The sequence below is a fragment of the Sphingomonas sp. CFBP 13733 genome (assembly GCF_014841795.1).
Taxonomy (GTDB): Bacteria; Pseudomonadota; Alphaproteobacteria; order Sphingomonadales; family Sphingomonadaceae; genus Sphingomonas; species Sphingomonas aerolata.
In genome coordinates, this window is the sequence record NZ_JACYUP010000004.1 from 629,165 (window position 1) to 655,530 (window position 26,366).

Here is a 26,366-nt window from a genome sequence, read left to right on the forward strand (position 1 = left end):
GGGAGGATTTCAGTGCGGCTTTAGGCCCGCTACCCGCCTCAGCCGTCGCGCAGGCCAATGCCGATGCTGGCGCGCGCGCTTTCGGATTCGCTGCTGACGACCGGATAGGCGCAATAGTCGGCGGCATAATAGGCGCTGGGGCGGTGGTTGCCCGACCAGCCGACGCCGCCGAACGGCGCGCCCGACGAGGCGCCGTTGGTGGGCTTGTTCCAGTTGACGATGCCGGCGCGGATATTGGCCCAGAACCGGTCGTAGAGCGCGGGCGTCTGGCTGATCAGCGCGGCGGACAGGCCATAGCGGGTGTTGTTCGCCTCGGCGATCGCGGCGTCGAAATCATCGGTGCGGAAGACCTGCAGGATCGGTCCGAACAACTCGAGATCGGGGCGCTCCGCCATGTCGGTGACGTCGATCATCGCCGGGCGGAGGAAGGGCAGCGTATCGACAGGGCGTTCGAGATGCCGGATCGGCCGGCCACCGCGCATCAGCAGCTCGAGAAAGCTCTCGGTCAGCTGGTCCGCCGCCTGATTGTCGATCACCGGGCCCATGAACGGCGCCGGGTTCGCATGCGGCTCGTCGACGATGATCCGCGCGATCATCCGCTCGATCGTGTCGAGCAGCGGCTGGGCGAGCCGTTCCTGGACGATCAGCCGGCGCGCGGCGGTGCAGCGCTGGCCGGCGGTGGTGAAGGCGGACTGGACGACGAGCACCGCCGCGGTGTGCAGGTCCGGCGTGTCCCAGACCATGATCGGGTTGTTGCCGCCCATTTCGAGCGCCAGGATCTTCTCGGGCTTCTCGGCAAAGGCGCGGTTGAGCGCGAGGCCGGTCTGGGCCGAACCGGTGAAGAGCAGGCCGTCGATATCGGGATGCGCAGCCAGCGCCTTGCCCTCCGCGGGGCCGCCGACGAGCAGCCGGATGCAATCCTCGGGCACCCCGGCGGCGCGGTAGCACTCGACGAGGAACGCGCCCGATGCGGGGGTCTTTTCGGACGGCTTGAAGACGACCGCGTTGCCGGCGATCAAGGCGGGGACGATGTGGCCGTTGGGCAGGTGTGCCGGGAAATTATAGGGGCCGAGCACCGCGAGCACGCCGTGCGGCTTGTGGCGCAGCGCGACGCGGCTGTTCATCGGCGCCTCCATCCGGCGCTGCGCGGTGCGTTCGGCATAGGCGCTGACCGAGATGTCGACCTTGGCGATCACCGTCTCGACCTCGCCGCGCGCTTCCCAGATCGGCTTGCCCGTCTCGCGCGCGATCAGGTCGGTGAACGCGTCGTTGCGCTGGCGGACGACATTGGCGAACCGGCGCATCGTCTCGATCCGGAACGCGAGCGGCTTGGACGCCCAGCCGGCCCAGCCCGACCGCGCGGTCGCCACTTCGGTATCGACATCCCCGATCGGGTGACGCCACAACAGCGTACCGGTTGCGGGTTCGTAGGAGAGGATCTCATCGGCCATATCGGGCTCTTGCCCCAATTTTAGAAGAGTTTCCACCATCCGCCGCACCGTCGGCCGCGGCACCCGCGTTCAGGCGAGCGCCTCGCCCATCGCCCGGATCGCCGCGACCTTCGCGGTAAGACGGCTCCAGTCGTCGGCGTCGGCGATCGGCGCCCAGATCGATTCCACCTCGTCGATCAGCAGGCTGCACGGCGTGCCCGACCAATAGGGATGGGTGCGATCCTTGCGCGCGGCATAGCCGCCAAGCGCGGCGCGGACCTCGTCCCAGTCGGGGCCGTAGCTTGCGGGAAGCTCGCCGCCGAACACATCGAAGAAGAACCGGTCGATACCCGTCCCGCTGGTCCGCAGCGCGCGTTCGGTCGCCTGGACGAGCGCGCGGTCACTGTCCGGATCGCGCGGGCGGACGCCCAGCCGCCACAGGATCGCCGCGCCCACTTCGGTCTGATAGGCGGGGCCGAAACCGTCGAGCGCGGCGATCAGCGGATCGCTCTCGGCGATCGTGCGCAGCGATACCGCGAGCTGCATCACGTCCCAGTGGATCGCCTCGGGCTGGCGACCAAAGGCGTACAGCCCCTGATGATCAAAATAGGCGGCGGTAAAGCCCGGGTCCCAGGTCGGCGCGAACCGCCACGGGCCATAGTCGAAGCTTTCGCCGGTGACGTTGATGTTGTCCGAATTGAGCACGCCGTGGACGAAGCCCGCGGCCATGTAGCGCGCCGCGAGCCGCGCGGTCCGCGCGACGACGAGCGCGAGGAGGCGGACCGGATCGTCGCCTTCCCCGTTCCCGTCCTCGTCGAACAGGTTGCGCAGCGTATAGCCGACCAGCCGGCGTAGGGCGCCGTCGTCGCGATGATAGGCGAGGCGCTGGAAGGTGCCGATCCGGACATGGCTGTGGCTGAGCCGGACCATGACCGCGGAGCGGGTCGGGCTCGGCTCGTCGCCGCGCTGCAGGTCTTCGCCCGTCTCGATAAGCGAGAGCGTGCGCGAGGTCGGGACGTTCAGCGCCTCGAGCATCTCGGTCGCGAGGATCTCGCGAACGCCACCTTTCAGCGTGAGCCGACCATCTCCCGCGCGGCTCCACGGCGTCTGCCCCGACCCCTTGGTGCCGAGATCCATCAGGCGGCCGCGATCGTCGCGCATCTGGGCAAAGATGAAGCCGCGCCCGTCACCCAGATCGGGATTGTAATTGCGGAACTGATGACCGTGATAGCGCAAGGCGAGCGGCCCGGGCAGCGTGTCCGGCAACGGCGCGAACCGGCCGAAATGGCGGGTCCATTCATCGTCGTCGAGCGCCGCGAGGCCGACCTGCGCGGCGGCGCGATCGTTGCGGAAGCGGAGCTGGGTGCGGGGAAAATCGGCCGCCGCGACCGGATCGAAGAACGGGTCGCCGAGGTCGAGCAACGTGGTTTCGGGGCGATAGGCGGGGAAGGCTTGCGGGTCGATGGGCATGCGGCGATATGGTGGCCGCTACCCGAAGGACGCAACCATGGCCGCTTACGAAAACCTCTATTGGTGGTCCAGGGACGGGCTGCGGCTGCATGCGCGCGACTATCCCGGCGGCGGCGATGGTCGTCCGCCGATCCTGTGCCTGCCCGGGCTGACGCGGAACGCGCGCGATTTCGATGCGCTGGCGGCGCGGCTGGCGGGACGCTGGCGGCTGATCGGGATCGATTTCCGCGGGCGCGGCGAGAGCGCCTATGCCAAGGATCCGATGTCCTATGTCCCGCTGACCTATGTGCAGGATGTCGAGGCGTTGCTGGTTGAGCATGGCATCGACCGTTTCGTCGCGTTCGGGACGTCGCTCGGCGGGATCGTCACGATGCTGATGGCGGGGCCGGCGCGCGGGCGAATCGCAGCCGCGCTGCTCAACGATGTCGGGCCCGAGATCGACGCGCAGGGCCTGTCGCGAATCCGCGGCTATGTCGGCAAGGCGAGCGTCTTTCCGACCTGGATGCATGCCGCGCGCTGCGTGTCGGAGAGCAATGCCGACGTCTATCCGGACTGGACGATCGAGGACTGGCTGGCGATGGCCAAGCGCATCTACCGGCTCAACAGCTCGGGCCGGATCGTGCTCGATTACGACCTGAAGATCGCCGAACCGTTCCGCGTGCCGGGCAGCGAGGCCGGGCCGGACATGTGGCAGGCGCTGGCAGGCCTGCGCGAGATCCCGACGCTGATCGTGCGGGGCGGTCGATCCGACCTGTTGTCGGCCGCGATCGCGGATCGGATGGTCGCATCGCTCGACCGCGCGACGCTCGTCACCGTGCCCGGGGTCGGTCATGCCCCGACGCTGAGCGAGCCGATCGTCCAGGCGCCGATCGACGACCTGCTGGCGCAGGTGCTTGAGGGGGATGCTGTCCGCGCCTAGGGGACGGGGACGGGGCGTCGCATCTGTGCCTCGTCCCGCCTGCTCGATGACCGGAACAGCTTATGACCGCACCCGCCGACCTTCATGTGAATCATCGCTCCCTCGAGGGTCGACGCGCGATCATCACGGGAGGGACGACAGGGATCGGCCGGTCGATCGCGGTGCTGCTCGCGGCAGGGGGCGCCAAAGTCTATATCTGCGGTCACGATGCGGGTCATCTCGAGGACGCGCTCGTCTGCATCCGCGCGGTCGGCGACGGCGACGGGATGGTCACCGAGCTTGCCGATCCGGACAAGGTCCGCGCCTTTTTCGATGCCGGCGAGGCGTATCTGGGCGGGTTCGACATCACCGTCGTTAACGCCTCGATCGCCGCGGGCGGGCTGACGCAGATGGACGAAGACGCGCTGCGCTACGCGATCGCGGTCAATTTCACCGCCTATCTGCTCAGCGCGCATCATGCCGCGCACCGGATGACGCCGATCGGCGACCTGATCCTCATCGGGTCGCTCAGCGCGCATATCCTCGGGCCGAGCTCGACCGTCTATGCGGGCATCAAATCGGGCATCGCCGGCTTCGCCGAGGCGCTGCGTCGCGAGCTGGGGCCCAAGGGGATCCGGGTGTCGCTGATCGAGCCGGGCAAGGTCGGCTCGAACATGCAATATCCCGACGTGCCCGACGAGAAGCAGCGGGAAATGATCGCGGCGGAGCAGATGCTGCGCGGCGAGGACATCGCTGCGGGCGTCGAGTTCCTGCTGACGCAGCCGACACGCAGTGTGATCCAGCAGCTCGTGATCGTGCCCCGCGCGCTGGAGGGGGAATAGCGACACCGCTCACCCGTCCCGTTCGTGCTGAACGAAGTCGAAGCACCTCCGCCCGGGGCATGCCCTTCGACTTCGCTCAGGGCGAACGGGGGAGGGGGCGGGCGTTGGAAGCGGGACTTCCGCAAGACAAGACTTCAAGGAGAATAGCATGTTCGATCAGCTCGTCTTCACTCCCGCCGACATCGACCTGTCGCGCTCGCCGCTGGCGGGCAAGGTCGGCGCCGAGACCTATGTGCTCGGCGCGTTCAATCCGGGGATGACGAGGCTGTCGAACGGCAACCTTCTGCTGATGGTGCGCGTGGCAGAGGCGTTGCGCGAGCCGGTCAAGGGCGGCAACGTCCATGCGATCCGCTGGCAGGACGGCGCCTATCTGCGTGATGCGTGGCCGTTGCAGATGGTCGACACCAAGGATCCGCGCAAATTCCTGATCCCCGGCGGCGGGTGGAAGGTGATGGCGCTCACCTCGCTGTCCTGGCTGCTGCCGGTCGAGCTCGACGCGGAGGGCCGTTCGGTCGTCGCGGTCCATTACGACAAGGCGATCGCGCCGCGCACGCCCTACCAATGCTATGGCGTCGAGGATGCCCGCATCTCGAAGGTCGGCGACCGCTATCTGATGACCACCTGTTCGGTCAGCCCGGAACGGCATTCGACCACCCTCTATTCGTCCGCCGACGCGCTCGACTGGCAGCTCGAGGGGATCGTGCTCGATCACCAGAACAAGGACATGCTGATCTTCGAAGGGCTGATCGGCGGGCAATATTGGGCGCAGACGCGGCCGCTCGGCGACCTGTATTTCGCCTATCCGCCGGGCAGCGAATGGCGCGCCGGGCCGTCGATCAACCTGTCGCGCTCGCCCGACGCGCTCCACTGGAAGCCGCATGACAAGCCCGGCATCCGCCCTCACGCCGCCACGGTCTCGACCGCGCGGATGGGCGGGGGGACACCACCGATCCTGACCGATCGCGGCTGGCTGAGCCTGTGGCACGGCGTCGAGCCGTCGGGCGTGGTCGGCATCTACCGCACCTATTGGTCGATCCTCGACAAGGACGACCCGTCGATCACGATCGTAACCCAGCACGCGCCGCTGCTCGAGGCGAACCCCGCGCTGACCGAGCCGCTGAAGGACCAGATGTACGTCGACAATGTCGTCTTCACGACGGGCATTGCGGACGCGGGGGATTTCTACGTGGTGGCGAGCGGCGAGGCGGACCTGGCGTGCCGGATCACCCACATCGCGAAGACTGCGTTCGACCCGCCCGCCTGATGCGGTTCGTGGCGTATTTTGGTGGGGAGCGGACCCTACCTCTCCAAGGCTGACACAAGACTGGTGAAAGCATCTACGTTCGCTTTCTGATGCGAAAGCACCCCGGCAGTAATATCCTGCGTAGTGCCATCCGGCATGACAAGCTGTGCCTTCACTCCGCCGTTACTGAAGAGATCGACCTGTCGCAGAGATTCTTTGCGCTGCTCGTTCGCCCATTTGATCAAGTCATCCAGTGTTTTCACCGTCCGCCCCCCTCCGTTGTCGGCATCATAGCACGGCATGAAATTATGCTTCTAGTGTCCGCAAGTGGGCGGAAGCTGACAGCAATCCAGCGCGCCTGCTCCCTTGAAACCCCGGCGAGAAATCGGCATCGCGTCGGGCATGGCCGCACCCGTCAACATCCTGCATCTCCACTCCTCGTTCGACCTCGGCGGGAAGGAGGCGCGGGCGGTGCGGTTGATGAATGCGTTCGGCGATCGCGCGAGGCATACCATCGTGTCGGGCGTGGCCGATGCGCTGGGCGCGCAGGCGTCGATCGCCAAGGGGATCCGCTACGAGATTGCGCAGAACCCGCCGCCGCTGACGGGCAAGCCGTCGGTCGCGCGCTACGAGGCGATCGCGCAATATATGCGGCGGTTCGATCTGGTGCTGAGCTATAACTGGGGGGCGATCGACGGGGCGATGGCGCGCCGCGCGTTCGGCAAGGGCGCGCCGCCGCTGGTCCATCACGAGGACGGGTTCAACGCCGACGAGGCGGGCGGGCTGAAGATCGAGCGCAACATCTATCGCCGCCTCGCGCTGGGCGCGGCGCATGCGCTGGCGGTACCGTCCGAGGTGCTTGAGGCGATCGCGCTGAAGACCTGGAAACAGCCGCGCGAGCGGGTGCACCGGATCGTGAACGGCATCGGCACCGCCTATTATGCGCAGAAGCCCGAACCCAAGGCGATCCCGGGGTTCGTCCCGAAGGCGAAGGAGGTCGTCATCGGCGCGCTGGCGGGTCTGCGCGAGGTGAAGGACCTCACCGCACTGGTGCGTGCGGTCGGCGGCGTGTCGGGGCGGGTGCGGCTGGTGATCGTCGGCGAGGGACCCGAGCGCGCGCGGATCGCCCAGGCGGCGGCGGCGATGGGGATGGCCGACACGCTCGTCCTGCCGGGATTTCTCGATCGGCCCTATCGTTATATCGGGCATTTCGACATCCTCGCTCTGTCGTCGCGCAGCGAGCAGTTTCCGATTTCGGTGGTCGAGGCGATGGCCGCCGGCCTGCCGATCGCGAGCTATCCGGTCGGCGACGTCGCGCGGATGGTCGCGCCCGAAAACCTGCCGTTCATCACCGAGGCGCCGAGCGAGGTACGGCTGCGCGATGCGTTGCAGGCGCTGGTCGCGGATCCCGCGCTGCGCGCGTCGATCGGGGCGGCGAATCAGCGGCGCGCGCGCGCCGAATTCGACGAATCGGTGATGATCGCGCGCTACCGTGCGCTGTACGAAGAGGCGCTCGGCAGACCCGGCGCGCTAACCTAGGTCTTAATTTGCTCGCACGCTGCGTCCTTGCGATATAGGGGGCCGTATTTTCCGGGAGAGGTGACGTCGTGTTCAAGGGCCTGAAGCCTATCGTCTATAACGGTCGCGAAGTGTGGCCGCTGGTGGAAGGCGGCAAGGGAGTCGCGGCGACCAACCATGCGTCGGCCGGAGCCTGGGCCGCCGCGGGTGGTATCGGCACGGTTTCTGCCGTGAATGCCGATAGTTACGATCCAGAGGGCAAGATCATCCCGCAGGTCTATGCTGCGCTGACGCGGCGTGACCGGCATGAGGAGCTCGTCCAGTATGCGATCGACGGTGCGGTCCAGCAGGTCGAGCGCGCCTATGAGATCGCCGACGGCAAAGGCGCGATCAACATCAACGTGCTGTGGGAAATGGGCGGCGCGCAGCGGATCCTGCACGGCGTGCTCGAGCGGACGCGCGGCAAGGTGGCGGGCGTCACCTGTGGCGCGGGCATGCCCTACAAGCTCAGCGAGATCACCGCGTCCTACGGCGTCAGCTACCTGCCGATCGTCAGTTCGGGGCGGGCGTTCCGCGCGCTGTGGAAGCGCGCCTATTCGAAGGCGGCACAGTGGCTCGCCGCGGTCGTGTACGAGGATCCGTGGCTGGCGGGCGGGCATAACGGCCTGTCGAATGCCGAGGATCCGCTGAAGCCGCAGGATCCCTATCCGCGCGTGAAGGAACTGCGCGACGTGATGCGCGAGGGCGGTATTTCGGACGACGTGCCGATCGTGATGGCGGGCGGCGTCTGGTACCTGCGCGACTGGAACGACTGGATCGACAATCCCGAGCTCGGCACGATCGCGTTCCAGTTCGGCACCCGCCCGCTGCTGACGCGCGAAAGCCCGATCCCGCAGGGGTGGAAGGACGCGCTGACGAAGATCGAGGAAGGCGATGTGCTGCTGCACAAATTCTCGCCGACCGGTTTCTATTCCTCGGCGGTGCGCAACCCGTTCCTGCGCAGCCTCGAGGCGCGGTCCGAGCGCCAGATCGCGTTTTCGACGCAGGAGGCCGGCGACCACATCTTCCAGCTCGACGTCGGCGTGAAGGGCAAGAATTTCTGGGTGACGCGCAACGACTTGCTGCGCGCACGCCAGTGGTTCGGCGAAGGCTTTACGGACGCGCTCAAGACCCCGGACAACACGCTGGTCTTCGTCGGTCCGGAAGAAAAGGGCATGATCCGCAAGGATCAGGCGGACTGCATGGGCTGCCTGTCGCAATGCTCCTTCTCGAGCTGGGCGGATACCGAGACCAACTCGACGGGGCGGCTAGCCGACCCGCGCAGCTTCTGCATCCAGAAGACGCTGCAGGATATCGCGCATGGCGGCGACATCGACCAGAATCTGATGTTCGCCGGCCATGCGGCGTATAACTTCAAGAAGGACCCGTTCTATTCCAATGGGTTCGTGCCGAGCGTCGGGCAGCTGGTCGATCGGATCCTGACCGGCGACTGAGTCGGTCAGGGCAGGGGGGCAAAGGCATGACGCTGCATGCGTGGACGGTGTTCCTGGTCGCGGTGATCCTGTTGTGCGGGACGCCGGGGCCGAACATGCTGCACGTCATGACGCGCAGCATCACCTTCGGCGCGCGGCGCAGCCTGGCGGCGATGGCGGGGTGCCTCACCGCGCTGGTCCTCGTCCTCGCCGCATCGGCGGCGGGCGTCGCGGCTTTGCTGACCGCCTGGCCGCGGGTGTTCGATGCGCTGCGCTATGCCGGTGTCGCCTATCTAATCGTGCTGGGGATCAAGGCGTGGCGCGGTGCCGGCGGACCGGTCGATCTGGGCGCCGACACGCTGCCGCGCACGATATCGGCTGCACGGCTGTTCCGCGGCGGGTTCGTGATCGGCATCAGCAATCCCAAGCTGCTGCTGTTCGCAGCCGCCTTCCTGCCGCAGTTCGTCAACCGCGCCGCACCGCAGGGGCCGCAGTTCGCGATCCTCGTCGTCACCTTCGCGGTGGTCGAAAGCCTCTGGTATGCGGTCTATGCGATGAGCGGGCGGACGCTCGCGCGGCATCTGACGCGACCGGCATTGCGGCGCGCCTTCGACCGCGCGACGGGGGCGGTGTTCGTCGGCTTCGGGCTCGCACTGCTCGGAACGCGCGTCTGACGCGGCGGCCGAGGTTGCCGATCGGCGGGATAGCGCGCATACCGGACGCATTGCGGCGCTTCATTCGGGCAAGCCACGACTGAGAGACGTATCGCGCTCCCGCTCCCTGCCGGGATTATCAGATGACCACCACGCCCAGCGCCGATGTTGCGCCCATTTCGCGTGCGATGAACGTACGCGTCACCGAGGCCCAGGCCGTCGCGATGTGCGCCAAGCACAAGGCCGAGATCAGCGCGATCGAATCGCTGCCGTCGGGCGGAACACGGATCGTCCTGATGAACATTGCGGATGCCGCGACCGTCGCCAAGGCGTTCGGGTCGAAGGTCCTGACGGGCACCGTTCAGCGGACCGGCTGGATCCGCGCACGGTGACTTGAGGGGCGACGCGCGGACCTTCAGGCCCGCGCGCGCCAGACGTTTCAGTCGGCGACCGTGCCGACCACCGCGCCGCCGGCACCACCGACCGCTGCGCCCTTTTCGACGCTACCCCCCGTCGCCGCGGCGACACCCGCACCGCCGGCTGCACCAATGCCTGCGCCCTTGAGCGTCGAACAGGCGCTCATCGACACGGCGGACGCGATCAGCAGCGCGGAAACAGCAATCTTCTTCATGGGATACTCCTTTTTCTCTCCGGGGGTATCCAACAAATGCCGCACTGCGGAATCAGTTCCGGGCACGGGAAAGGGGACGGGGAGCGGCCGTCAGGCCCAGCCTTCGAGCACCTGGTCTGGCGGACGGTGGCCATCGGCCCACATCCGGATGTTCTGGATCACCTTCTCGCCTGTCGCGATCCGCCCCTCGAACGTCGCCGATCCCATGTGCGGGAGCATCACGACGTTATCGAGCGCGAGCAGCCGCGGATCGATCTGCGGCTCGTGGCGCCAGACGTCGAGCCCTGCGCCGGCGAGCCGGCCCGCCTCGAGCGCGTCGACCAGCGCGGTCTCGTCGACCACGCCGCCGCGCGAGGCGTTGATGAGGAAGACGTGCGGGCGCATCAGCGCGATCCGGCGCGCGTCGATCATGTCCCGGCTGTCGGCGTTGAGCGGGGTGTGGATCGTGACGATGTCGACTGCGCCGAGCAGCTCGTCGAGCGAGGCGTGCCACGTCGCCCCGAGCGCCTGTTCGAGCGCGACGGGCAGGCGGCGGCGATTGTGATAGTGGATCGAGAGGCCGAATGCGGCGGCGCGGCGCGCGACCGCCTGTCCGATCCGGCCCATCCCGACGATGCCGAGTGCCTTGCCGCCGATCCGGTGGCCGAGCATCCCGCCGGGGCTCCAGCCGGTCCATGCGCCCGAACGAACGAGCTTCTCGCCCTCCGCCAACCGCCGCGGCACCGACAGGATCAGCGCCATCGTCATGTCCGCGGTGTCTTCGGTCAGCACCCCCGGCGTGTTGGTGACGATGATCCCGCGCGCACGCGCCGCCTTCAGGTCGATATGGTTCACGCCCGCGCCGTAATTGGCGATCAGGCGAAGGCGATCGCCCGCGCCGGCGATCAGCGCGGCGTCGATGTCGTCGGTCACGGTCGGGACCAGCACGTCGCAATCGGCCATCGCGGCGGCCAACTGGTCGCGGCTGAGCTTGGCATCGCCGTGGTTGTTGGTCGTGTCGAACAGCGCCGCCATACGGTCCATGACCGCATCGGCGAGTTCGCGCGTGACGGCCACCTTGGGGTTGGGGCAGCGCCGGGTGTCGGGCCAGCTATCGGGGCGTGGATCGGGCATGACTGTGGCTTGGCGAACGTCATCCACGGCGTCAACGATGGAGCGGCAAAACCGCGCTGCCATCCGTGGAACGGCGGCGCGCACGCTTAGCAGTTGAAACCGCCGCCGCGGTGGCGATAGAGCTTGGCCGGACACGAACCGCGTCGGCAACAGGACATCAGCATGCGCATTCTCGCCTTCGGGCTCGCCGCCCTCGTCACGGCGGCGCTGGGCACCGAGCCTGCCGCCGCCGCGGATCCGGTGCGCAAGCTTCCCTATTATGCCTCGATCTCGGCGGGGCGCGCGCGATTGCGGACCGGCCCGGCACGCGCCTATCCCGCCAGCTGGCTGTATCAGCGTGCCGACCTGCCCGTGCGCGTGATCGCGATCCACAAGGAATGGCGCAAGATCGCCGATCCGGACGGCACCGAAGGCTGGATGCAGGCCAATCTGATGAGCAGCACGCGCACCGCGATCGTACGCGGCACGACCCCGATCGCGATCCTCGACCGCCCGAGCGAGAGCGGACGCCTGCAATGGCGCGCGGCCCCGGGCGTGGTCGGTCGGCTGAGCCAGTGCGGCAATGGCTGGTGCAAAATGGACATCAAGGGGCAGGCGGGTTTCGTGCGCGTCGACGCGCTGTGGGGAGTCGACGCGGACGAAGCGCTGCCCTGAACGATGACGGGCCATCGCACCCGGATCGCGTCATGCGGATAGAGCGCGACGATCTGACGCGCGACGCGGTCGTCGATCTGGTCGCGCTGCACCAGCGCGCCGCGCATGCCAACTCGCCGCCGGACTGTGTCTTTGCCCTCGACCTCGCCGGGCTGCGCGATGCGTCGGTGGTGGTGTGGTCGGCCTGGGACGAGGCGGGGGACGATGCGACGCTGCTCGGGATCGTCGCGGTGAAGCGGCTCGACGCGGGGCATTGCGAGCTGAAATCGATGCGGACGCATCCCGACCATGTACGTCGCGGCGTCGGCGCGGCGCTGCTCGATCATGCGACCAGCCATGCCAGAGACATGGGCGCGACCCGGATCAGCCTCGAGACCGGGAGCAACGCCGCCTATGCCGCGGCCCGCGCGCTGTACGAACGCGCAGGCTTTGTCCGCTGTAAGCGGTTCGGATCTTATCCGCCCTCGCGGTTCAGCCGATATTACACGCTGGATCTCTGACGGCGGCAGCGCCGGCCGGGATCGACTTGACGGCGCGGGACGTGCCCGGCACGCGCGGCGGATGATCGACGCCATGCCCGTGCCGAGCCCAATGATCGCCGCGGCGGCACTGGGCGTGCTCGGGGCGATCGTCGGCAGCTTCATCGCCGCGCTCGTGATTCGCTGGCCGCAGGACCGGTCGGTCGTTCGCGGGCGGTCGGCGTGCGACGCCTGCGGGCGCACGCTCACCGCGATCGATCTCGTCCCGCTGGTCAGTGCACTGCTGCTGCGCGGCCGGTGTCGGTCTTGCGGTGCTCAGATCGATCCGTTGCACTGGCGGATCGAGGCGTGCGGGCTGGGGATCGGTATTGCCGCCGGGCTCGCTGCGCCGGGGCAGGCCGCCTTGTGGGGCGCGGCCTTTGGCTGGCTGTTGCTGGCCCTCGCCGCCCTCGACCTCGTCGCCTTCTGGCTGCCCGACCGCCTGACCCTCTTGCTGGCGCTCGGCGGCGCGGCGGGCGGTGTTGCCGGACTGGCGCCCGACGGAGTCGACCGGCTTATCGGCGGGGTCGCGGGGTTCGGGCTGCTCTGGGCGATCGCGGCGGGCTATCGCCGGATCCGCGGACATGACGGGATGGGCGGCGGCGATCCCAAGCTGTTCGGTGCGATCGGGCTGTGGCTCGGCTGGCAGATGCTGCCCGCCGTGTTGCTGATCGCCAGCATGGTCGGGCTGGGCGCGGTGCTGACGATGCGCGTCGGCGGCAAACCCGTGACCGGGCAGACCGCGATGCCGTTCGGCGCATTGCTGGCGATCGCGGCTTATCCGGCCTGGCTCTTCATGATAGCGTCGGGCGGATGATGCTATTGCTTATCGCCGCGGCCGTGCAAGCCGCCACGCCCGCCAAGACGGTGCCCGGCGACACCACCAAGGCTCCCGCGACGCTCGGTCCGATCGGCAAGCAGGCGATGCCCGCACGGGGATGCGCGGCGTATCTCTGGTCGACGGGCGACCGCGCGCTGGTGGCGATGGCGACCGCCGACTCGGCTCGGCTGCGTCTCGCAGTCGACGGCAAGCCGGTCGATTATGCACGAGTCGACGAGGCCGGGCCGGGTGGCTACGGCTTTGCCGGGGTGACGACCTATCGCGGTGGCGACCTGACCGTCGCGCTCGACATGACGATCGTCACGCGCGAGGATCTGGCGTCCGGCGCGATGGTGCCCAATGCGACGCTACGGCTTGAGCGGCCGGGCCGCGATACCATCGTCCTTCCGGTGGCCGGTATGATCGGCTGCGTGTGAATCGCCGGATGACGGAAACCAACCCAAGTTTCGTGCGTTGCGAGGGATTAACGGGGATGAATCGAACGCGGTCGCCCTTCGAAAGGGGATCGTGTTTCCTGTGACGAGTTCGACAAGACGGCACTATTGGCTGGCGATCGCTCTGGCGGCTACTGTGGCTGCGCCCGGCGAAGCCCAGCTGGCAAAGCCCGGTACCGCGCCCGCCAAGGGACCGGATGCACCCACGGCCGAGCAGCGATCCGACACCGGCGTGGCCGATCCGAAGGGCAACGCCCCGATCGTTCCCGACGCGGAATTCAACCAGGCGCTGCCGCCGCTTTCGAACGACATCAACGCACCGCTCGAACCGATGGCGAGCGAGACCGCGCCCGTGACACCCGCGACGGATGTGACCTCCGCGACAACCGCGACGGGCGCCGTATTGCCCCCCATCGGTCCCGAAGATCCCCAGCTGGTCGTGCCGCTTCCTGCACTCGCGAGCTACGACACGGCACCGCTGGCGACTGCTGCGGACATCAAGGACAAGGATGCGCCCGAGATCCGCTATGATGCGGAGATCAATGGTCTGGCCGATGCGGGCGACGGGCTCGAAGCGCGCTACAAGGCGCTGTCCGCGCTGAAGGGCGGCGGCAAGGCGGCGAACACGACGCAGGTTTCGGCGCGCGCGAAGGAAGATGAGGCGCTGGTCGTCCGGCTGCTGAAGTCGCTCGGCTATTATGACGCGACCGCAGTCTCGACGATCGAAACCGTGCCCGACAAGCCCGGCCGGCTGAAGGCGATCGTCAGCGCGCAGCCGGGGCGGCTCTACACGCTCGGTTCGATCGACGTGAAGACCGCGCAGACCATTCCGCCGGATCTGGTGCGGAGCCAGTTGCCGCTGAAGGTCGGCGATCCGATCCAGGCGGACCGGATCCAGGGGGCGGAAGCCAATGTCTCGCTGATGCTGCCGCAGATGGGCTATCCCTTCGTCAAGGTCGGCGAGCGCGACATCCTGCTCGACGACGAGGCGCAGGTCCCGACCGGTGCCTATACGCTGCCCGTCGATACGGGTCCGCGCGCCTCGTTCGGGCAGTTGCGCACCGAAGGCGACGCGGTGTTCGACATCGAGCATCTGAACGTCTTTCCGCGGTTCGAGGCGGGGCAGCTCTACGACAACCGGATGACCGACGACCTGCGCGACGCGCTCGTCGCGACCAGCCTGTTCCAGAGCGTTTCGGTGGTCCCGCAGCGGACTGGCCGCACCGACCCCGACGGCACCGAGCAGGTCGACTTGCTGGTCCGGCAGGAAAAGGGCCCGGCGCGCACGCTGGGCGGCAATGTCGGCTTCTCGACCGGGCAGGGCTTCCGCGCCGAGGGGACCTGGCAGCATCGCAACCTGTTTCCCTATGAGGGTGGCCTGCTCGCGTCGGTGATTGCAGGGACGCAGGAACAGGGGCTTGCGGGCACGTTCCGTCGCGCCAATGCCGGGCGTCGCGACCGCACCTTTAGCCTGACGGCGGGGGCCAATCATTCGAACTACGACGCCTATGAGGCGTTCACGACGAGCGTCGGCATCCGCTGGAGCTATGATTCGACGCCGATCTGGCAGAAGCCGATCACCTATTACTACGGCGGCGAGCTCGTCGGCACGAACGAGAGCGTGTATGATTTCGCTCGTGGCGAGAACGTCCGACGCACCTACGGCATCGTCGCGCTGCCCGGACAGCTGCTGTTCGATCGCTCCGACAGCCTGCTCAACCCGACCAAGGGGTTCCGCCTGAGGCTCAACGCCAGCCCCGAAACATCGGTGCAGGGCTCGGTCAAACCCTATGTCCGCGCGATGGTCGAAGGGACCTTCTACTATCCCGTGTCGAGCAGCATCGTGATCGCCGGCCGCGCCAAGGCGGGGACGATCCAGGGCGTCGCGCGCGACGACCTGGCACCCTCGCGGCGCTATTATGGCGGCGGCGGCGGATCGGTCCGCGGCTATGGCTATCAGCGGCTCGGGCCGTTCGATCCCAATGGCGACCCGGTCGGCGGTCGTTCGCTCAACGAATTCGCGCTCGAGGCGCGCTACCGGTTCGGCGATTTCGGCATCGTGCCGTTCATCGACGCGGGCAACAGCTATGAGAGCAGCACGCCGAACCTGTCGAGCCTGCGCTACGGCGCGGGTATCGGCGGCCGCTTCTACACCAGCTTCGGTCCGATGCGCATCGACGTCGCGACGCCGCTGAACCCACGCGAGGGCGATGGCAAGGTCGCGCTCTACATCTCGATCGGGCAGGCATTCTGATGGCCGAAAACGGCGCACCCCCTGCCGACCAGGGACCTATCGATCAGGCTGACGACAGCGTCGTAGCCCGGCGGCCGCTCTGGCAGCGGATCCTCAAGGGGATCGTGATCCTGGTCGTGGCGCTGATCGCACTCGTGCTGATCGTGCTGTTCGGGATCAACACCGATCCCGGTCGCCGCCTCGTCGCGGATCAGATCGGTGGCTATACGACCGCGTCCGGCCTCAACATCAAGGTCGGGCGGATCGATGGATCGATCTACGGTGCAATGACGCTCAGCGACGTTCGCGTGTCGGACCCGACCGGCGTGTTCCTCACCAGCCCGAAGCTGCGCGTCGACTGGCGCCCATTCGCCTTTGCCAGCAACCATGTCGACGTCCGGTCGCTGACCACGCCACTCGTCACGCTGCAACGGCGTCCGGTGCTCAAGGCAACCCCGACCGATCCCAACGCGCCGCTGCTGCCCGATCTCGATATCGACGTGAACCGGCTGGTGATCGACCGGTTCGTGATCGGCAAGCCGGTGACGGGCCAGACGCATATCCTCAAGATCGACGGCGCGGTCCATATCGCGGACAAGCGTGCACAGCTGACGACCAACGCCGCCGCGCTGACGGGCCCCGGCATTGCTGGCGGCGACCGGCTGATCCTCAAGCTTGATGCAGTGCCCGAACAGAACAAGCTCGACGTCAACGTCAAGCTGACCGCGCCGGTCGGCGGCGTGGTCGCGACGATGGGGTCGCTCAAGGCACCGTTGACCGCGACGGTGGACGGACGCGGAAGCTGGGCCGCATGGCGCGGTCGTGCGGTCGCGACGCTGGGCGGCGGCGAGCTCGCCAATCTCGGCCTGACCGCGAAGAACGGCCATATCGAGGTACGCGGCGCGACCCGCCCCGGCCTCTATCTCGAGGGACCGGTCGAGCGCCTGACCGCGCCACAGCTCGACGTGTCGATCGACACGACGCTGAACGACCGCAAGGCCGACACGCGCATGACGCTGAAGTCGGACGCGCTGGCGGTCGATGCCGGTGGCCTGATCGATCTCGCCAACAGCCGGTTCGCCAATTTCGCGGTCGACGCGAAGCTTCTGACCCCGGGGGCGATCCTGCCCAATCTGCGCGGTCGTGATGTCACCGCGCGCGTCGTTCTCGACGGGGCGTTCGCGACCCCGACGGTCGACTACAAGGTCCGGGCGGCAACGATCGCCTTTGGCGACATGGGTGTCGAGAACCTCTATGCCGAGGGTCTCGCCCGCGTGAATGCCGACCGCATCCTCCTGCCGATCAAGGCGCGCGCACGTCGCGTGACCGGGCTCAATGCGGCGGTTGGCGGCCTCGCGACCAACGTCGCGATCGACGGGGACTTCGCGATCTCCGGCGTCAATGTCCTGTCGGACAACCTCAAGATCCGTTCGGACAAGATCGACGCGACCGCGGTCGTTGTCGCGAACATGTCGACCGGACGCTACACCGGCGCGCTCAAGGGGCGGGTCAACAACTACCGCGTCGACGGGATCGGCATCGTCAACCTGACGACCGATGCGAAGCTGGTGCCGGGTCCCAATGGCGGATTCGGCATCACCGGCCGCGTCGTCGCGCAGACCGCACAGATCTTCAACGAGGGCGCGCGCAGCTTCCTCGGCGGAAACGCGATCGTCCGCTCTGATATCGGGTACAGTCCCGAGGGGATCGTGACCTTCCGCAACCTCCGCATGAACGCGCCGCAATTCCGCGTGACGCGCGGTGAGGGGCGGTTCGATCCGGCCACCGGTGCGGTGCTCGTCAACGCGGATGCCTATTCGACCGTCTACGGGCCGCTGTCGGCGCGGGTAACGGGCAGTGCGACGGCGCCGGTCGTCGTTCTGCGCGCACCGCGGCCCGGCGTCGGCGTCGGGCTGGTCAACCTTCAGGCGCGGGTCGTCGGGCGGAACGGCGCCTATGCCGTCGTCGCCAGCGGCGGCACCGATTACGGCCCCTTCACCGCCGATGTGCTGGTCACGCCGGGCACGCAGCTGGCGGTCGACGTGCGCCGTGCGGTCTTCGCGGGCATCGTTGCACGCGGCCGGATCGTGCAGAGTGCGGCAGGGCCGTTCGCCGGTGCGCTGCAGTTCGCGGGGCAGGGGCTGACGGGCAATGTCCGTCTCGCCAACCAGGGCGGGTATCAGCGCGCCGATGTCGCTGCGCGGGCCTATGGCGCGAAGATCCCGGGGATGGTCGATTTCACGATCGGCCGCGCGATCGTCGATGCCAGCGCCGTGCTGTATCCCAAGGCGCCCGAAGTGATCGCCGACGTCCAGATCGCCGACATGCGCTACGGCGAGGTCGTGTTGTCCGCCGCACGCGCGAAGGTGAATTACGTCGGTGGCAAGGGCACCGCCCAGGCGCTGGCGACGGGGTCGAGCGGCGTGCCGTTCCGCCTCGCGATGAATGCGAAGCTGAGCCCCGATAACTATCTGGTCGCGCTCAAGGGCCAGGCGAACGGGATCGACTTCCGCACCGCCAATCCCGCGCGGATCCAGGCGACGCAGGGCGTCTATCGTCTTTCGCCGACCCGGATCGACTTTGGTCAGGGGACCGCGGCCGGCGCAGCGCGGCTCGCGGGCACCTATGGCCGCGGATTGAACGCACAGGCGCGGCTCGACAAGCTCGACCTGTCGGTGCTGAGCGCGCTGATGCCGAACCTCGGGATCGGCGGCACCGCGACGGGCAGCCTCGACTTCGCCCAGGCCAACAGCACTGCGGTGCCCACGGCGAACGTCCGCGCGACGGTGAGCAACTTCACCCGTACGGGGATCGCGGCGGTTTCCGATCCGGTCGACATCGTGTTCGCCGGCACGCTGAATGCCGATGGCGGGACCGGCCGCGCGCTGGTTCGGCGCGGGCCGACGGTGGTGGGGCGCATGGTCGCCAATCTCCGGCCGCTGGGCGCTGGCGCGTCCTGGTCGGAACGACTGATGGCGGCACCGCTTTCGGGTGGCATCCGCTACAACGGGCCATCGGCGGTGCTGTTCAGCCTTGCCGCGCTGCCCAATCAGCAGCTGTCCGGGCCGATCGCGATAGCGGCGGACTTCTCCGGGCGCGTTCAGGCGCCGCGTCTGAACGGCATCGTACGGGCCGATTCGCTGACCTATGACAATGAGGTCTACGGCACGCGCCTGTCGCAGATGGCGATCAATGCGCGGTTCAACAACGACCGGCTTGAACTGACGCAGCTGCGGGCCCGTGCCGGCAATGGCAGTGTACAGGCCCAGGGCAGCGTCGGGCTTGCCGCGGACAGCGGCTTCCCGATCGATCTGCGCGCGGCCCTCGACAATGCACAGCTTGCCAAGAGCGACGCGCTCAGTGCGACGACGACCGGGTCGGTGCGGTTCACCTATGGCCGCGATGGCGGACTGCTCAAGGGTGACCTGCAGATCCCGGAGGCGCGCTACGAGATCATCCGCCAGGGTCAGGCGGAAGTCGCCGAGCTGACCGGTATCCGTCGCAAGAGCGAGATCCGGCCGGCCCTGCCGACCGATCGTCCGGCGCGGCCCGCGCCGCCGAGCCTGATCAAGCTCGACCTCCGGGTGCGGGCGCCGAACCAACTGTTCGTGTCCGGCATGGGTCTCGAATCGGAATGGGAGATGGACATGCGGATCACCGGCACGTCGACCGCGCCGGTCGTCACCGGTGGGCTCGACATCGTCCGCGGTACCTATTCGTTCGCGGGCAAGCGGTTCGAGGTCAATCGCGGCACGATCCGCTTCCGTGGCGGGGCGCTGACTGATCCGGACATCAACATCCAGGCGACGACGACCACGAACAACATCACCGTCGTCATCAACGTCACGGGCACCGGCCAGCGGCCGCAGATCGCTTTCACCTCGACCCCGGCGCTGCCACAGGACGAGGTGCTGAGCAGGCTGTTGTTCGGGACCAACCCCGAGAATCTCTCGGCGACCGAGGCGATCCAGCTGGCGTCTGCGCTCAATTCGCTGCGCGGATCGGGTGGCGGGCTGAACCCGCTCGGCAAGCTGCGCTCGGCGACCGGCTTCGATCGTCTGCGCGTCCTTGGCGCCGACGAGGCCAGCGGGCGTGGCACTAGCCTTGCGGCAGGCAAGTACCTGACCGACAACATCTATGTGGAGATCGTGACCGACGCGAAGGGCTTCACCTCGACCCAGCTCGAGATTGCCCTGACCAAGGCGCTCAGCCTGCTCTCGTCGGCCGGCGCGCAGGGCGGGACCAATGCCAGCGTGAAATACTCCAAGGACTATTGATCGCCTCATCCCGTGGCGGCGCGGATCGCGCCCGCCACGGGATCTTCCCAGACGCGAGACGCGGCGCGTAAAGCTCGCCGCGCGATCCTCGCAGCCAGACCCAGTGCTGCCCGATTGCGGACGCGGGCGCGCTACGCCGACCCATATACTGTGTTGCTGGTTTTGCAGGCGAGCTGCTTCGGCCTGCGCCCTGGCGCTGATGCGCTACCCATCTTGTCTGTATGGTGCAGCCGGGCGGCGTCATGCGCGCGCTGCAGCGGTAGCGACCGGTCACATATCCAGACGGCCGTGGGGTTGGCCAGTCGGCGTCTACCCGTCGGCTTCAGGCCATAACGGGTCTTAAAACACTATAGTTGAATGGCATTCAAAGTGGCCCGGCGCCAATGGAAGCTTGCCCGCGATACGCGGGTTTTTCCAAAAACGCCGGGCCGGCACCTGTTTACCAGGGGCGCATGTGGTCGCCGTAGATGAGCGAAAGAATGAGCTTCAGCACTTTTTTCTCCCTTGTTCACGCCCGTTAGGACGCAAGGGGAAGTTAACCGGGCGTTAACTTGAATTCAACATGGTTTATTAATCGTTAACCACGTTTACGTGCCAGCATGGGAGGCTTAACGCTATCTTCAGTATCGGCAGCTAGCGTTTAGGGATGATCGACCTCTCGCATATTCCTTTCGGCTGCACGTGCGACTCGCATCGCGGCGGTTATGCGTCTGCGAGGCTGTCGCATGACTGACGTGTCGGATCCCGCGACTATGTCGTGCCTGCCCGTGGCCTTTCATGGCTGGCAATTCGTCATCCTCGCCGAGGTCGCGAATTTCGCAATGCTTCGCCGCCATGTCGGACGCGCGCGCGCGGACACGCTGGTCGGCGATATCGCGCTGCGGATCGCGGCGGTTCTGCCGCAATCGCGTACAGAAATAGCAGCGCGTGATCTGATCGACATCGCGCTTCTGGCGGATCAGCAGAACGAGCTCGACCTCGCGCTCGAGCTGATCGCACATGCCTTCACCACGCCGTTCGACATCGACGGCGAACTTTATCACGTCGACCTGACGCTGGGCGGCGCATCGGTCCGCGCACCGCAGCACGACGAGGTCCGCCTGATCGAGGAAGCCGAGCTCGCGCTTGCCGATGCCCGGGTCGAGCGCGGACCGATCGCACGCGACGTATCGGCGGCCAGCGCGTCGCTCGACCGGCTGATGCTGGCGCGCGAGCTGCACAAGGCGATCGGCGGCGACCAGCTGTTCCTTCAATATCAACCCAAGGTCCATCTGCGCCGGCAGGAGATCGTCAGTGTCGAGGCGCTGGTCCGCTGGCGCCATCCGCAGCGCGGCCTCGTACTGCCGAGCGACTTCATCCCGATCGCGGAGGAGAGCCGCGACATCGTTGCGCTCACGCTGTGGACGATCGGGCAGGTGATCGGCGACCAGCGGATCCTGGCGGCGCATGGTCATGAACTGCCGATCTTCATCAATATCGCCGGCGTCTTGCTCGCCGATGCGCGTTTCGTGCGGCAGGCGTGCGAGATGATCACGTCGAGCGGTGCGCGTCTCGGCTTCGAGATCACCGAGACGTCGGTGATTCGCGATCCGGAAAGCGCGATCCGGAATTTGCAGATCTTCGCGGATATCGGCATCGTGATCGCGATCGACGATTATGGTGCCGGCCTGTCGTCGCTCGCCTATCTCAAGCAGCTTCCCGCCAGCGAGCTCAAGATCGACAAGCTCTTCGTCACGCAACTCACCAGTTCGAACCGCGATCCGCTGATCGTCCGGTCGACGATCGACCTCGCGCACGCGCTCGAAATGGAAGTCGTTGCAGAAGGGGTCGAAACGCCCTCGGCGATGGCGCTATTGTCGGTCATGGGGTGCGACATGATTCAGGGATTTCTGGTGAGTCGCCCGATCGGTATCGACGCTCTGCTGCCGTTCCTCGCGGAAGAGCGTCATCTGGCAATCGCCCGCGACGTGCGGTCACCGCTCACGCGGATCGCGGCTGTCCGGAAGACCGGCTGAGTGAACCAGCTGGGTCGGCGGCGGCTAAGCCTTTGGCATGGGCTGCCGGCGATCCTTCTCGCCGTCAGCGCAGTGCCCGCGGCAGCCGGGGCAGAGCCGCTGCCGCAGGTCCGGTTCGATATCGCCATCGGGAACGCCAAGTCGCTGGTGCAGACCGATCCAGGTGAGGCCATCCGCAGGGCATCGACAGCCGAACAGGCCGCCGCCGCCATAGCGGATCCCGAAAGGCGGCAGCTGGCCGTCGCGACCGCGCGCTGGCTGCAGGGGGAAGCGGCGCTGCGGATCGATCGCGACGATCGCGCCGCCGTGCTGATCCACAACGCTCTGGCAACGGTGGTTAGGCTGGATCCCGGTTCGGCGCTGAATGCCGAGATCCTTCTATCCCGCGGGGGCGTTCATGCGACTCGCGCGGAGTTGGCGTCGGCGCTGGCGGACTATCAGGCCGCGCACAATATCTTCCGCACGCTTGGGGACATGCGCAACCGTGCCAAGGCGCTCATGCTGATCGCCACGCTGTACGGCGATGGCAATGACAGCGAGTCCGCCCTCAAATATCTCAGCCAGGCGCTCGACGTCTACCATGGCGACCCGGGCCTGCTGGTGGCGATCTACAATAACCGGGGCTCCTGCTATCAGGATCTTGGCCGTTACGACCAGTCTGTCGCACAGTATCGCAAGGCACTGGCGCTCGCCGAGCAGATGAAGAGCCCGCTGCTGCAGTCCCGCATCCAGGGGAATATCGCGCATGTATTGCTAAAGGCGGGCAAGACCGCAGCCGCGGCAAAGGCGATCGCTGCCAGCCAGCGCCTTGCCATGCAGTCGGAGGCCGCAGTCTGGCGGGTTCAGCTGCTGCCGATCGCCGCCGAAGTCGCCCTCCAACAGGGGAATTTGCCGCGCGCGCTCGCGCTCATCACGCAGCGTTTTGCGGGCGTCGATCTGACGAAGACCAACCTGTCGTATCGGGAGGGGCATCAGGTTGCCTATGCGATCTATAAGGCCCTCGACCGGCCCCTCGACGCGCTCGTCCATCTCGAGGCGCAGAAGCGTCTGGATGATCAGGCGACCACACTCGCCACGAATATGAGCACGGCCTTGCTGGCGGCGCGATTCGACTTTGCGAACCAGGAACTCAAAATTTCCAAACTGCGCGCCGATGAGCTCGAGCGCAGCGTGCGGTACGAAAAGGACCGGGCGAAGACGCAGCGACTGATGTTCATCGGCGCGATCGCGGCGGTTTCAATCATCATCGGCCTGCTCGCGCTGGGGCTGGTGACGATTCGCCGCAGTCGCGACAAGGTGCGCGCCGCGAATGACGACCTCGCGATCACCAACGCGGCGCTCGGCAAGGCGCTTGCGGCGAAGACCGAGTTCCTGGCCACGACCAGCCACGAGATCCGCACGCCGCTGAACGGGATATTGGGCATGACCGAGGTCATGCTCGCCGATGCGCGCCTGACGCCCGACCTGCGCGATCGCCTCGGCATCGTGCGCGGCGCGGGGGCGACGATGCGCGCGCTGGTCGACGACATTCTCGACATCGCCAAGATGGAAACCGGCAACCTGACGATCGAGTTCGCGCCGTTCGATCTGTGCGCCACGGTGACCGATGCTGCGCAAATGTGGGAGGAGCAGGCCCGGTCGAAGGGGCTGTCGTTCACGCTCGACATGGCCGACTGCCCCGCCCGGATCATGGGCGACGCCGCGCGGGTGCGGCAGATCGTGTTCAACCTGTTGTCGAATGCGCTGAAGTTCACCCGCGTGGGCGCGGTGACGGTGGCGTTGCGAACCGGTGAAGACCGGCTGTGGCTCGACGTATCCGATTCGGGCATCGGCATTCCGGCGAACAAGCTCGACGAGATCTTCGAATCCTTCCGCCAGGCGGATGCCGGAACGACGCGGCAGTTTGGCGGCACCGGGCTCGGCTTGTCGATCTGTCGCAACCTCGCGCGCGCGATGAACGGCGACGTCACGGTCACCAGCCGCGAAGGGCAGGGCGCCACGTTCACGCTCAGCCTGCCGCTGGTCCATGCGGAGGCGATCGCGCTCGGCGACCTGGGGGCCGATCAGGGACCCGGCGCGGCGACGCTGATCATCGACCGAAATCCGATCATGCGCAGCATGTTCCGGACCCTGGTGACGCCGCATTGCGACATCGTCCTGACCGCCGCCTCGATCGACGAGGCTGTTACACTGCTGGCGCAGACGGTCGTCGCGAACATCGTGATCGACGATGCGACGTTGCGCGCCGGTGGCGATCTGGGGCCGGCGCTGGAGCAGCTGACGCGGGCGGCAGGTGATGCCGCGACGACGCTGTTGTGGCCCGCCGATCGGCTCGACGATCCGGCGCTGCTCACGACTGCCATTACACGCATCGTTGCGAAGCCGGTATCGGGTGCGGATTTGGTCGAAGCGATCTTCGCGTCGCCGGTAGTTAAAAACAACGCAATTCCCGATCTTGTCTCGCGGGCGGCTTGATGCGTAAACGCCTAGCAATGACGGACAGCGCGCCTCTCCCGGTCGAACCGTCACGGAGGATATGTTGAACATCTTGTTCATCGAGGACGATCGGATGAACCGCCGCGTGGTGGGCGACATGCTCGACGTGGCCGGCGCGACGATGGTCGAGGCGGAAAGCGCCGAGCGTGGCCTCGAAATCCTCGACGAGCAGGATTTCGAGATGGTGCTGGTCGACCTGCGCATGCCGGGCATGGACGGGATCACCGCGATCCGCCACATCCGCGCGCGGTCCGACGGCAAGGGCATGGTCCCGATCATCGTCGTGACCGCGGACGTCGCCCCCGACCTTCGTCAGCGCTGTCTTTCCGCGGGCGCCGACGATGTGATCTTCAAGCCGGTCGCGATGGATTCGCTGTTCGACGCGATCGGCCGGATCCTCGCACGTGAGGCACAGGGCGACGGGCTGATCGGCTGATCACAGGCCGGTCATACGGCCGCTAGAGCGTCTTTTCGTAGACCTGATAGACCTTGTTCATGCGGCTCTCGATCGTTTCGGCGATCGAGCGCATCCCCTGATTGTCGTCGAGGATCCAGCCGATCTCGGCGCGGGTGGCGCCGTAATCCTGCGAGGCGGAACGCCGGATATATTCGATCATCATGAAGGCGAGCTGGCTTGCCATGCGCGACGACTGCAGCTCCCGGACGACGCCCATCAGCGGGACGCGGACCGTCTTCACCTTTGGCTTGCGCAGCCACAGCAAAAGCTTGGCCCAGCCGAACGGCAGGAGCGACCCGCGCAGCGGCTTGATCGCCTCGTTCAGGTCGGGCAGCGTGATCATGAACGCGACGGGGTTGCCGTCGACCTCGGCGATCCGGATCAGGTCGTTGAAGACGATCGGCTTGAGCTTGACCCCGACATCCTTGATCTCGGGGGGCGTCAGGGGCACGAACCCCCAGTTGCTCGACCAGGCATCGTTGAGGATGGCGAGGATGATCGCGGCCTCGTCCTCGAACCGCGACTTGTCGACCTCGCGGATGACGATCCTCGGATTTTTCTCGCCGGACTTGATGATCCGCTGGACGATCGGCGGGAACTGCCGCGTGACGTCGACCTCATAGGTCATCAGCCGCTTGACGGGGACCTGGCCCGACCGCTCGACCCAGTCGCGATATTCGGGGCGTGCATGCCCCATCATGATCGTCGGCGCGTGATCATAGCCTTCGACGAGGAGCCCGGGCTCCTCCCAGATCGACATGCTGATAGGGCCGAGCATCCGCGCCATGCCCTGCGCGCGCAACCAATCCTCGGCCGCGGCGAGCAAAGCCTGGAACACCGGCTCGCTCTCCGCCTCCATCAGCCCCCATTGGCCGACGCCCGGGCCAAAGCCCTGTTCGGCGGGCATGGTGAGCGCGAGCGTGTCGATATGCGCGGAGATGCGGCCGACGACCCGGCCATTCTCCTCGGCGAGGAACAGCTGCGCCTTGGCATGGCTGAACCAGCCATTCTTTTCGGGCGTGATCAGCCCGAGCGCTTCGGTCTTGAGCGGCGGGACCCAGTGCCGATCGTCGCGATAGAGGCCGAAGGGCACGTCGACAAAGACCTTGCGATCACGCTTCGTCTCGACCTTGCGGATCGTTATCGTACCGGCCATTGGCTCGCCCCTCAG

Annotated in this window: 22 protein-coding genes; 16 read left to right on the top strand and 6 right to left on the bottom strand. The window is 67.0% G+C overall.

Annotation, left to right across the window (positions count from 1 at the left end; translation table 11 throughout):
• Positions 1–38 precede the first annotated feature (38 nt).
• Both astD and IFT71_RS15535 read right to left on the bottom strand, forming a co-directional pair.
• Positions 39–1,451, bottom strand: a complete 1,413-nt coding sequence (gene astD / locus IFT71_RS15530) for a succinylglutamate-semialdehyde dehydrogenase (protein WP_031441361.1) — start codon at positions 1,449–1,451, stop codon at positions 39–41.
• 69 nt (positions 1,452–1,520) lie between these two features.
• Positions 1,521–2,900, bottom strand: a complete 1,380-nt coding sequence (locus IFT71_RS15535) for a protein adenylyltransferase SelO (protein ID WP_192141879.1) — start codon at positions 2,898–2,900, stop codon at positions 1,521–1,523.
• A 37-nt stretch (positions 2,901–2,937) separates the two neighbouring features.
• On the opposite strand from IFT71_RS15535, the gene IFT71_RS15540 reads away from it, so the two are divergent.
• The 3 genes from IFT71_RS15540 (at position 2,938) to IFT71_RS15550 (ending at position 5,904) form a co-directional block, all read left to right on the top strand.
• Positions 2,938–3,819, top strand: coding sequence for an alpha/beta fold hydrolase (locus tag IFT71_RS15540; protein ID WP_192141881.1), 882 nt, complete (start codon positions 2,938–2,940; stop codon positions 3,817–3,819).
• A gap of 62 nt (positions 3,820–3,881) precedes the next feature.
• The gene (locus IFT71_RS15545; protein ID WP_192141882.1) at positions 3,882–4,640 is read left to right on the top strand and encodes an SDR family oxidoreductase; all 759 of its coding nucleotides are present in this window, start codon (positions 3,882–3,884) and stop codon (positions 4,638–4,640) included.
• Between the two features lie 148 nt (positions 4,641–4,788).
• Positions 4,789–5,904 carry a glycoside hydrolase family 130 protein gene (locus tag IFT71_RS15550; protein WP_192141884.1) on the top strand — a complete coding sequence of 372 codons (1,116 nt, stop codon included), beginning with the start codon at positions 4,789–4,791 and terminating at the stop codon, positions 5,902–5,904.
• A 35-nt stretch (positions 5,905–5,939) separates the two neighbouring features.
• Here the strand turns inward: IFT71_RS15550 and IFT71_RS15555 are convergent, their stop codons facing one another.
• Positions 5,940–6,146 (bottom strand): hypothetical protein, encoded by a 207-nt coding sequence (locus IFT71_RS15555; protein ID WP_128082019.1) that lies wholly within the window; start codon positions 6,144–6,146, stop codon positions 5,940–5,942.
• Between the two features lie 139 nt (positions 6,147–6,285).
• Between IFT71_RS15555 and IFT71_RS15560 the strand changes: the two genes are divergently transcribed.
• The 4 genes from IFT71_RS15560 (at position 6,286) to IFT71_RS15575 (ending at position 9,918) form a co-directional block, all read left to right on the top strand.
• The gene (locus IFT71_RS15560; protein WP_192141886.1) at positions 6,286–7,422 is read left to right on the top strand and encodes a glycosyltransferase family 4 protein; all 1,137 of its coding nucleotides are present in this window, start codon (positions 6,286–6,288) and stop codon (positions 7,420–7,422) included.
• Positions 7,423–7,490: 68 nt separating this feature from the next.
• A complete protein-coding gene (locus tag IFT71_RS15565) occupies positions 7,491–8,894 on the top strand; it encodes an NAD(P)H-dependent flavin oxidoreductase (protein WP_031441354.1) in 1,404 nt (467 codons plus the stop codon).
• A 26-nt stretch (positions 8,895–8,920) separates the two neighbouring features.
• Positions 8,921–9,547 carry a LysE family translocator gene (locus tag IFT71_RS15570; RefSeq protein WP_192141888.1) on the top strand — a complete coding sequence of 209 codons (627 nt, stop codon included), beginning with the start codon at positions 8,921–8,923 and terminating at the stop codon, positions 9,545–9,547.
• Positions 9,548–9,669: 122 nt separating this feature from the next.
• The gene (locus tag IFT71_RS15575) at positions 9,670–9,918 is read left to right on the top strand and encodes a hypothetical protein (RefSeq protein ID WP_197975206.1); all 249 of its coding nucleotides are present in this window, start codon (positions 9,670–9,672) and stop codon (positions 9,916–9,918) included.
• A 47-nt stretch (positions 9,919–9,965) separates the two neighbouring features.
• Here IFT71_RS15575 and IFT71_RS15580 read toward each other — a convergent pair whose 3' ends face one another.
• Both IFT71_RS15580 and IFT71_RS15585 read right to left on the bottom strand, forming a co-directional pair.
• The gene (locus tag IFT71_RS15580) at positions 9,966–10,157 is read right to left on the bottom strand and encodes a hypothetical protein (RefSeq protein WP_031395371.1); all 192 of its coding nucleotides are present in this window, start codon (positions 10,155–10,157) and stop codon (positions 9,966–9,968) included.
• Positions 10,158–10,247: 90 nt separating this feature from the next.
• On the bottom strand, positions 10,248–11,270 hold the full coding sequence (locus IFT71_RS15585; RefSeq protein WP_192141890.1) for a 2-hydroxyacid dehydrogenase: 1,023 nt from the start codon (positions 11,268–11,270) through the stop codon (positions 10,248–10,250).
• Between the two features lie 162 nt (positions 11,271–11,432).
• Between IFT71_RS15585 and IFT71_RS15590 the strand changes: the two genes are divergently transcribed.
• The 9 genes from IFT71_RS15590 (at position 11,433) to IFT71_RS15630 (ending at position 25,174) form a co-directional block, all read left to right on the top strand.
• On the top strand, positions 11,433–11,924 hold the full coding sequence (locus IFT71_RS15590) for an SH3 domain-containing protein (protein WP_166748445.1): 492 nt from the start codon (positions 11,433–11,435) through the stop codon (positions 11,922–11,924).
• A gap of 32 nt (positions 11,925–11,956) precedes the next feature.
• Complete coding sequence (locus tag IFT71_RS15595; RefSeq protein ID WP_192141892.1) at positions 11,957–12,424, top strand: GNAT family N-acetyltransferase; 468 nt, start codon at positions 11,957–11,959, stop codon at positions 12,422–12,424.
• Positions 12,425–12,485: 61 nt separating this feature from the next.
• Positions 12,486–13,259: a prepilin peptidase gene (locus IFT71_RS15600; RefSeq protein WP_244654948.1), complete on the top strand. Its 774-nt coding sequence runs from the start codon at positions 12,486–12,488 to the stop codon at positions 13,257–13,259.
• Positions 13,256–13,699, top strand: coding sequence for a hypothetical protein (locus IFT71_RS15605; protein WP_052380969.1), 444 nt, complete (start codon positions 13,256–13,258; stop codon positions 13,697–13,699). The genes IFT71_RS15600 and IFT71_RS15605 overlap by 4 nt, the downstream gene beginning before the upstream one ends.
• 154 nt (positions 13,700–13,853) lie before the next feature.
• Positions 13,854–15,971 carry a BamA/TamA family outer membrane protein gene (locus IFT71_RS15610; RefSeq protein ID WP_342212670.1) on the top strand — a complete coding sequence of 706 codons (2,118 nt, stop codon included), beginning with the start codon at positions 13,854–13,856 and terminating at the stop codon, positions 15,969–15,971.
• The gene (locus IFT71_RS15615) at positions 15,971–20,227 is read left to right on the top strand and encodes a translocation/assembly module TamB domain-containing protein (protein WP_192141900.1); all 4,257 of its coding nucleotides are present in this window, start codon (positions 15,971–15,973) and stop codon (positions 20,225–20,227) included. The genes IFT71_RS15610 and IFT71_RS15615 overlap by 1 nt, the downstream gene beginning before the upstream one ends.
• A gap of 725 nt (positions 20,228–20,952) precedes the next feature.
• Complete coding sequence (locus tag IFT71_RS15620; protein WP_244654949.1) at positions 20,953–22,242, top strand: EAL domain-containing protein; 1,290 nt, start codon at positions 20,953–20,955, stop codon at positions 22,240–22,242.
• On the top strand, positions 22,243–24,717 hold the full coding sequence (locus IFT71_RS15625; protein WP_192141902.1) for an ATP-binding protein: 2,475 nt from the start codon (positions 22,243–22,245) through the stop codon (positions 24,715–24,717).
• A 64-nt stretch (positions 24,718–24,781) separates the two neighbouring features.
• Positions 24,782–25,174 (top strand): response regulator, encoded by a 393-nt coding sequence (locus IFT71_RS15630; protein ID WP_192141904.1) that lies wholly within the window; start codon positions 24,782–24,784, stop codon positions 25,172–25,174.
• A 22-nt stretch (positions 25,175–25,196) separates the two neighbouring features.
• On the opposite strand, the gene IFT71_RS15635 is transcribed toward IFT71_RS15630, so the two are convergent.
• Positions 25,197–26,351 carry an N-acetyltransferase gene (locus IFT71_RS15635; RefSeq protein ID WP_192141906.1) on the bottom strand — a complete coding sequence of 385 codons (1,155 nt, stop codon included), beginning with the start codon at positions 26,349–26,351 and terminating at the stop codon, positions 25,197–25,199.
• Positions 26,352–26,366 lie beyond the last annotated feature (15 nt).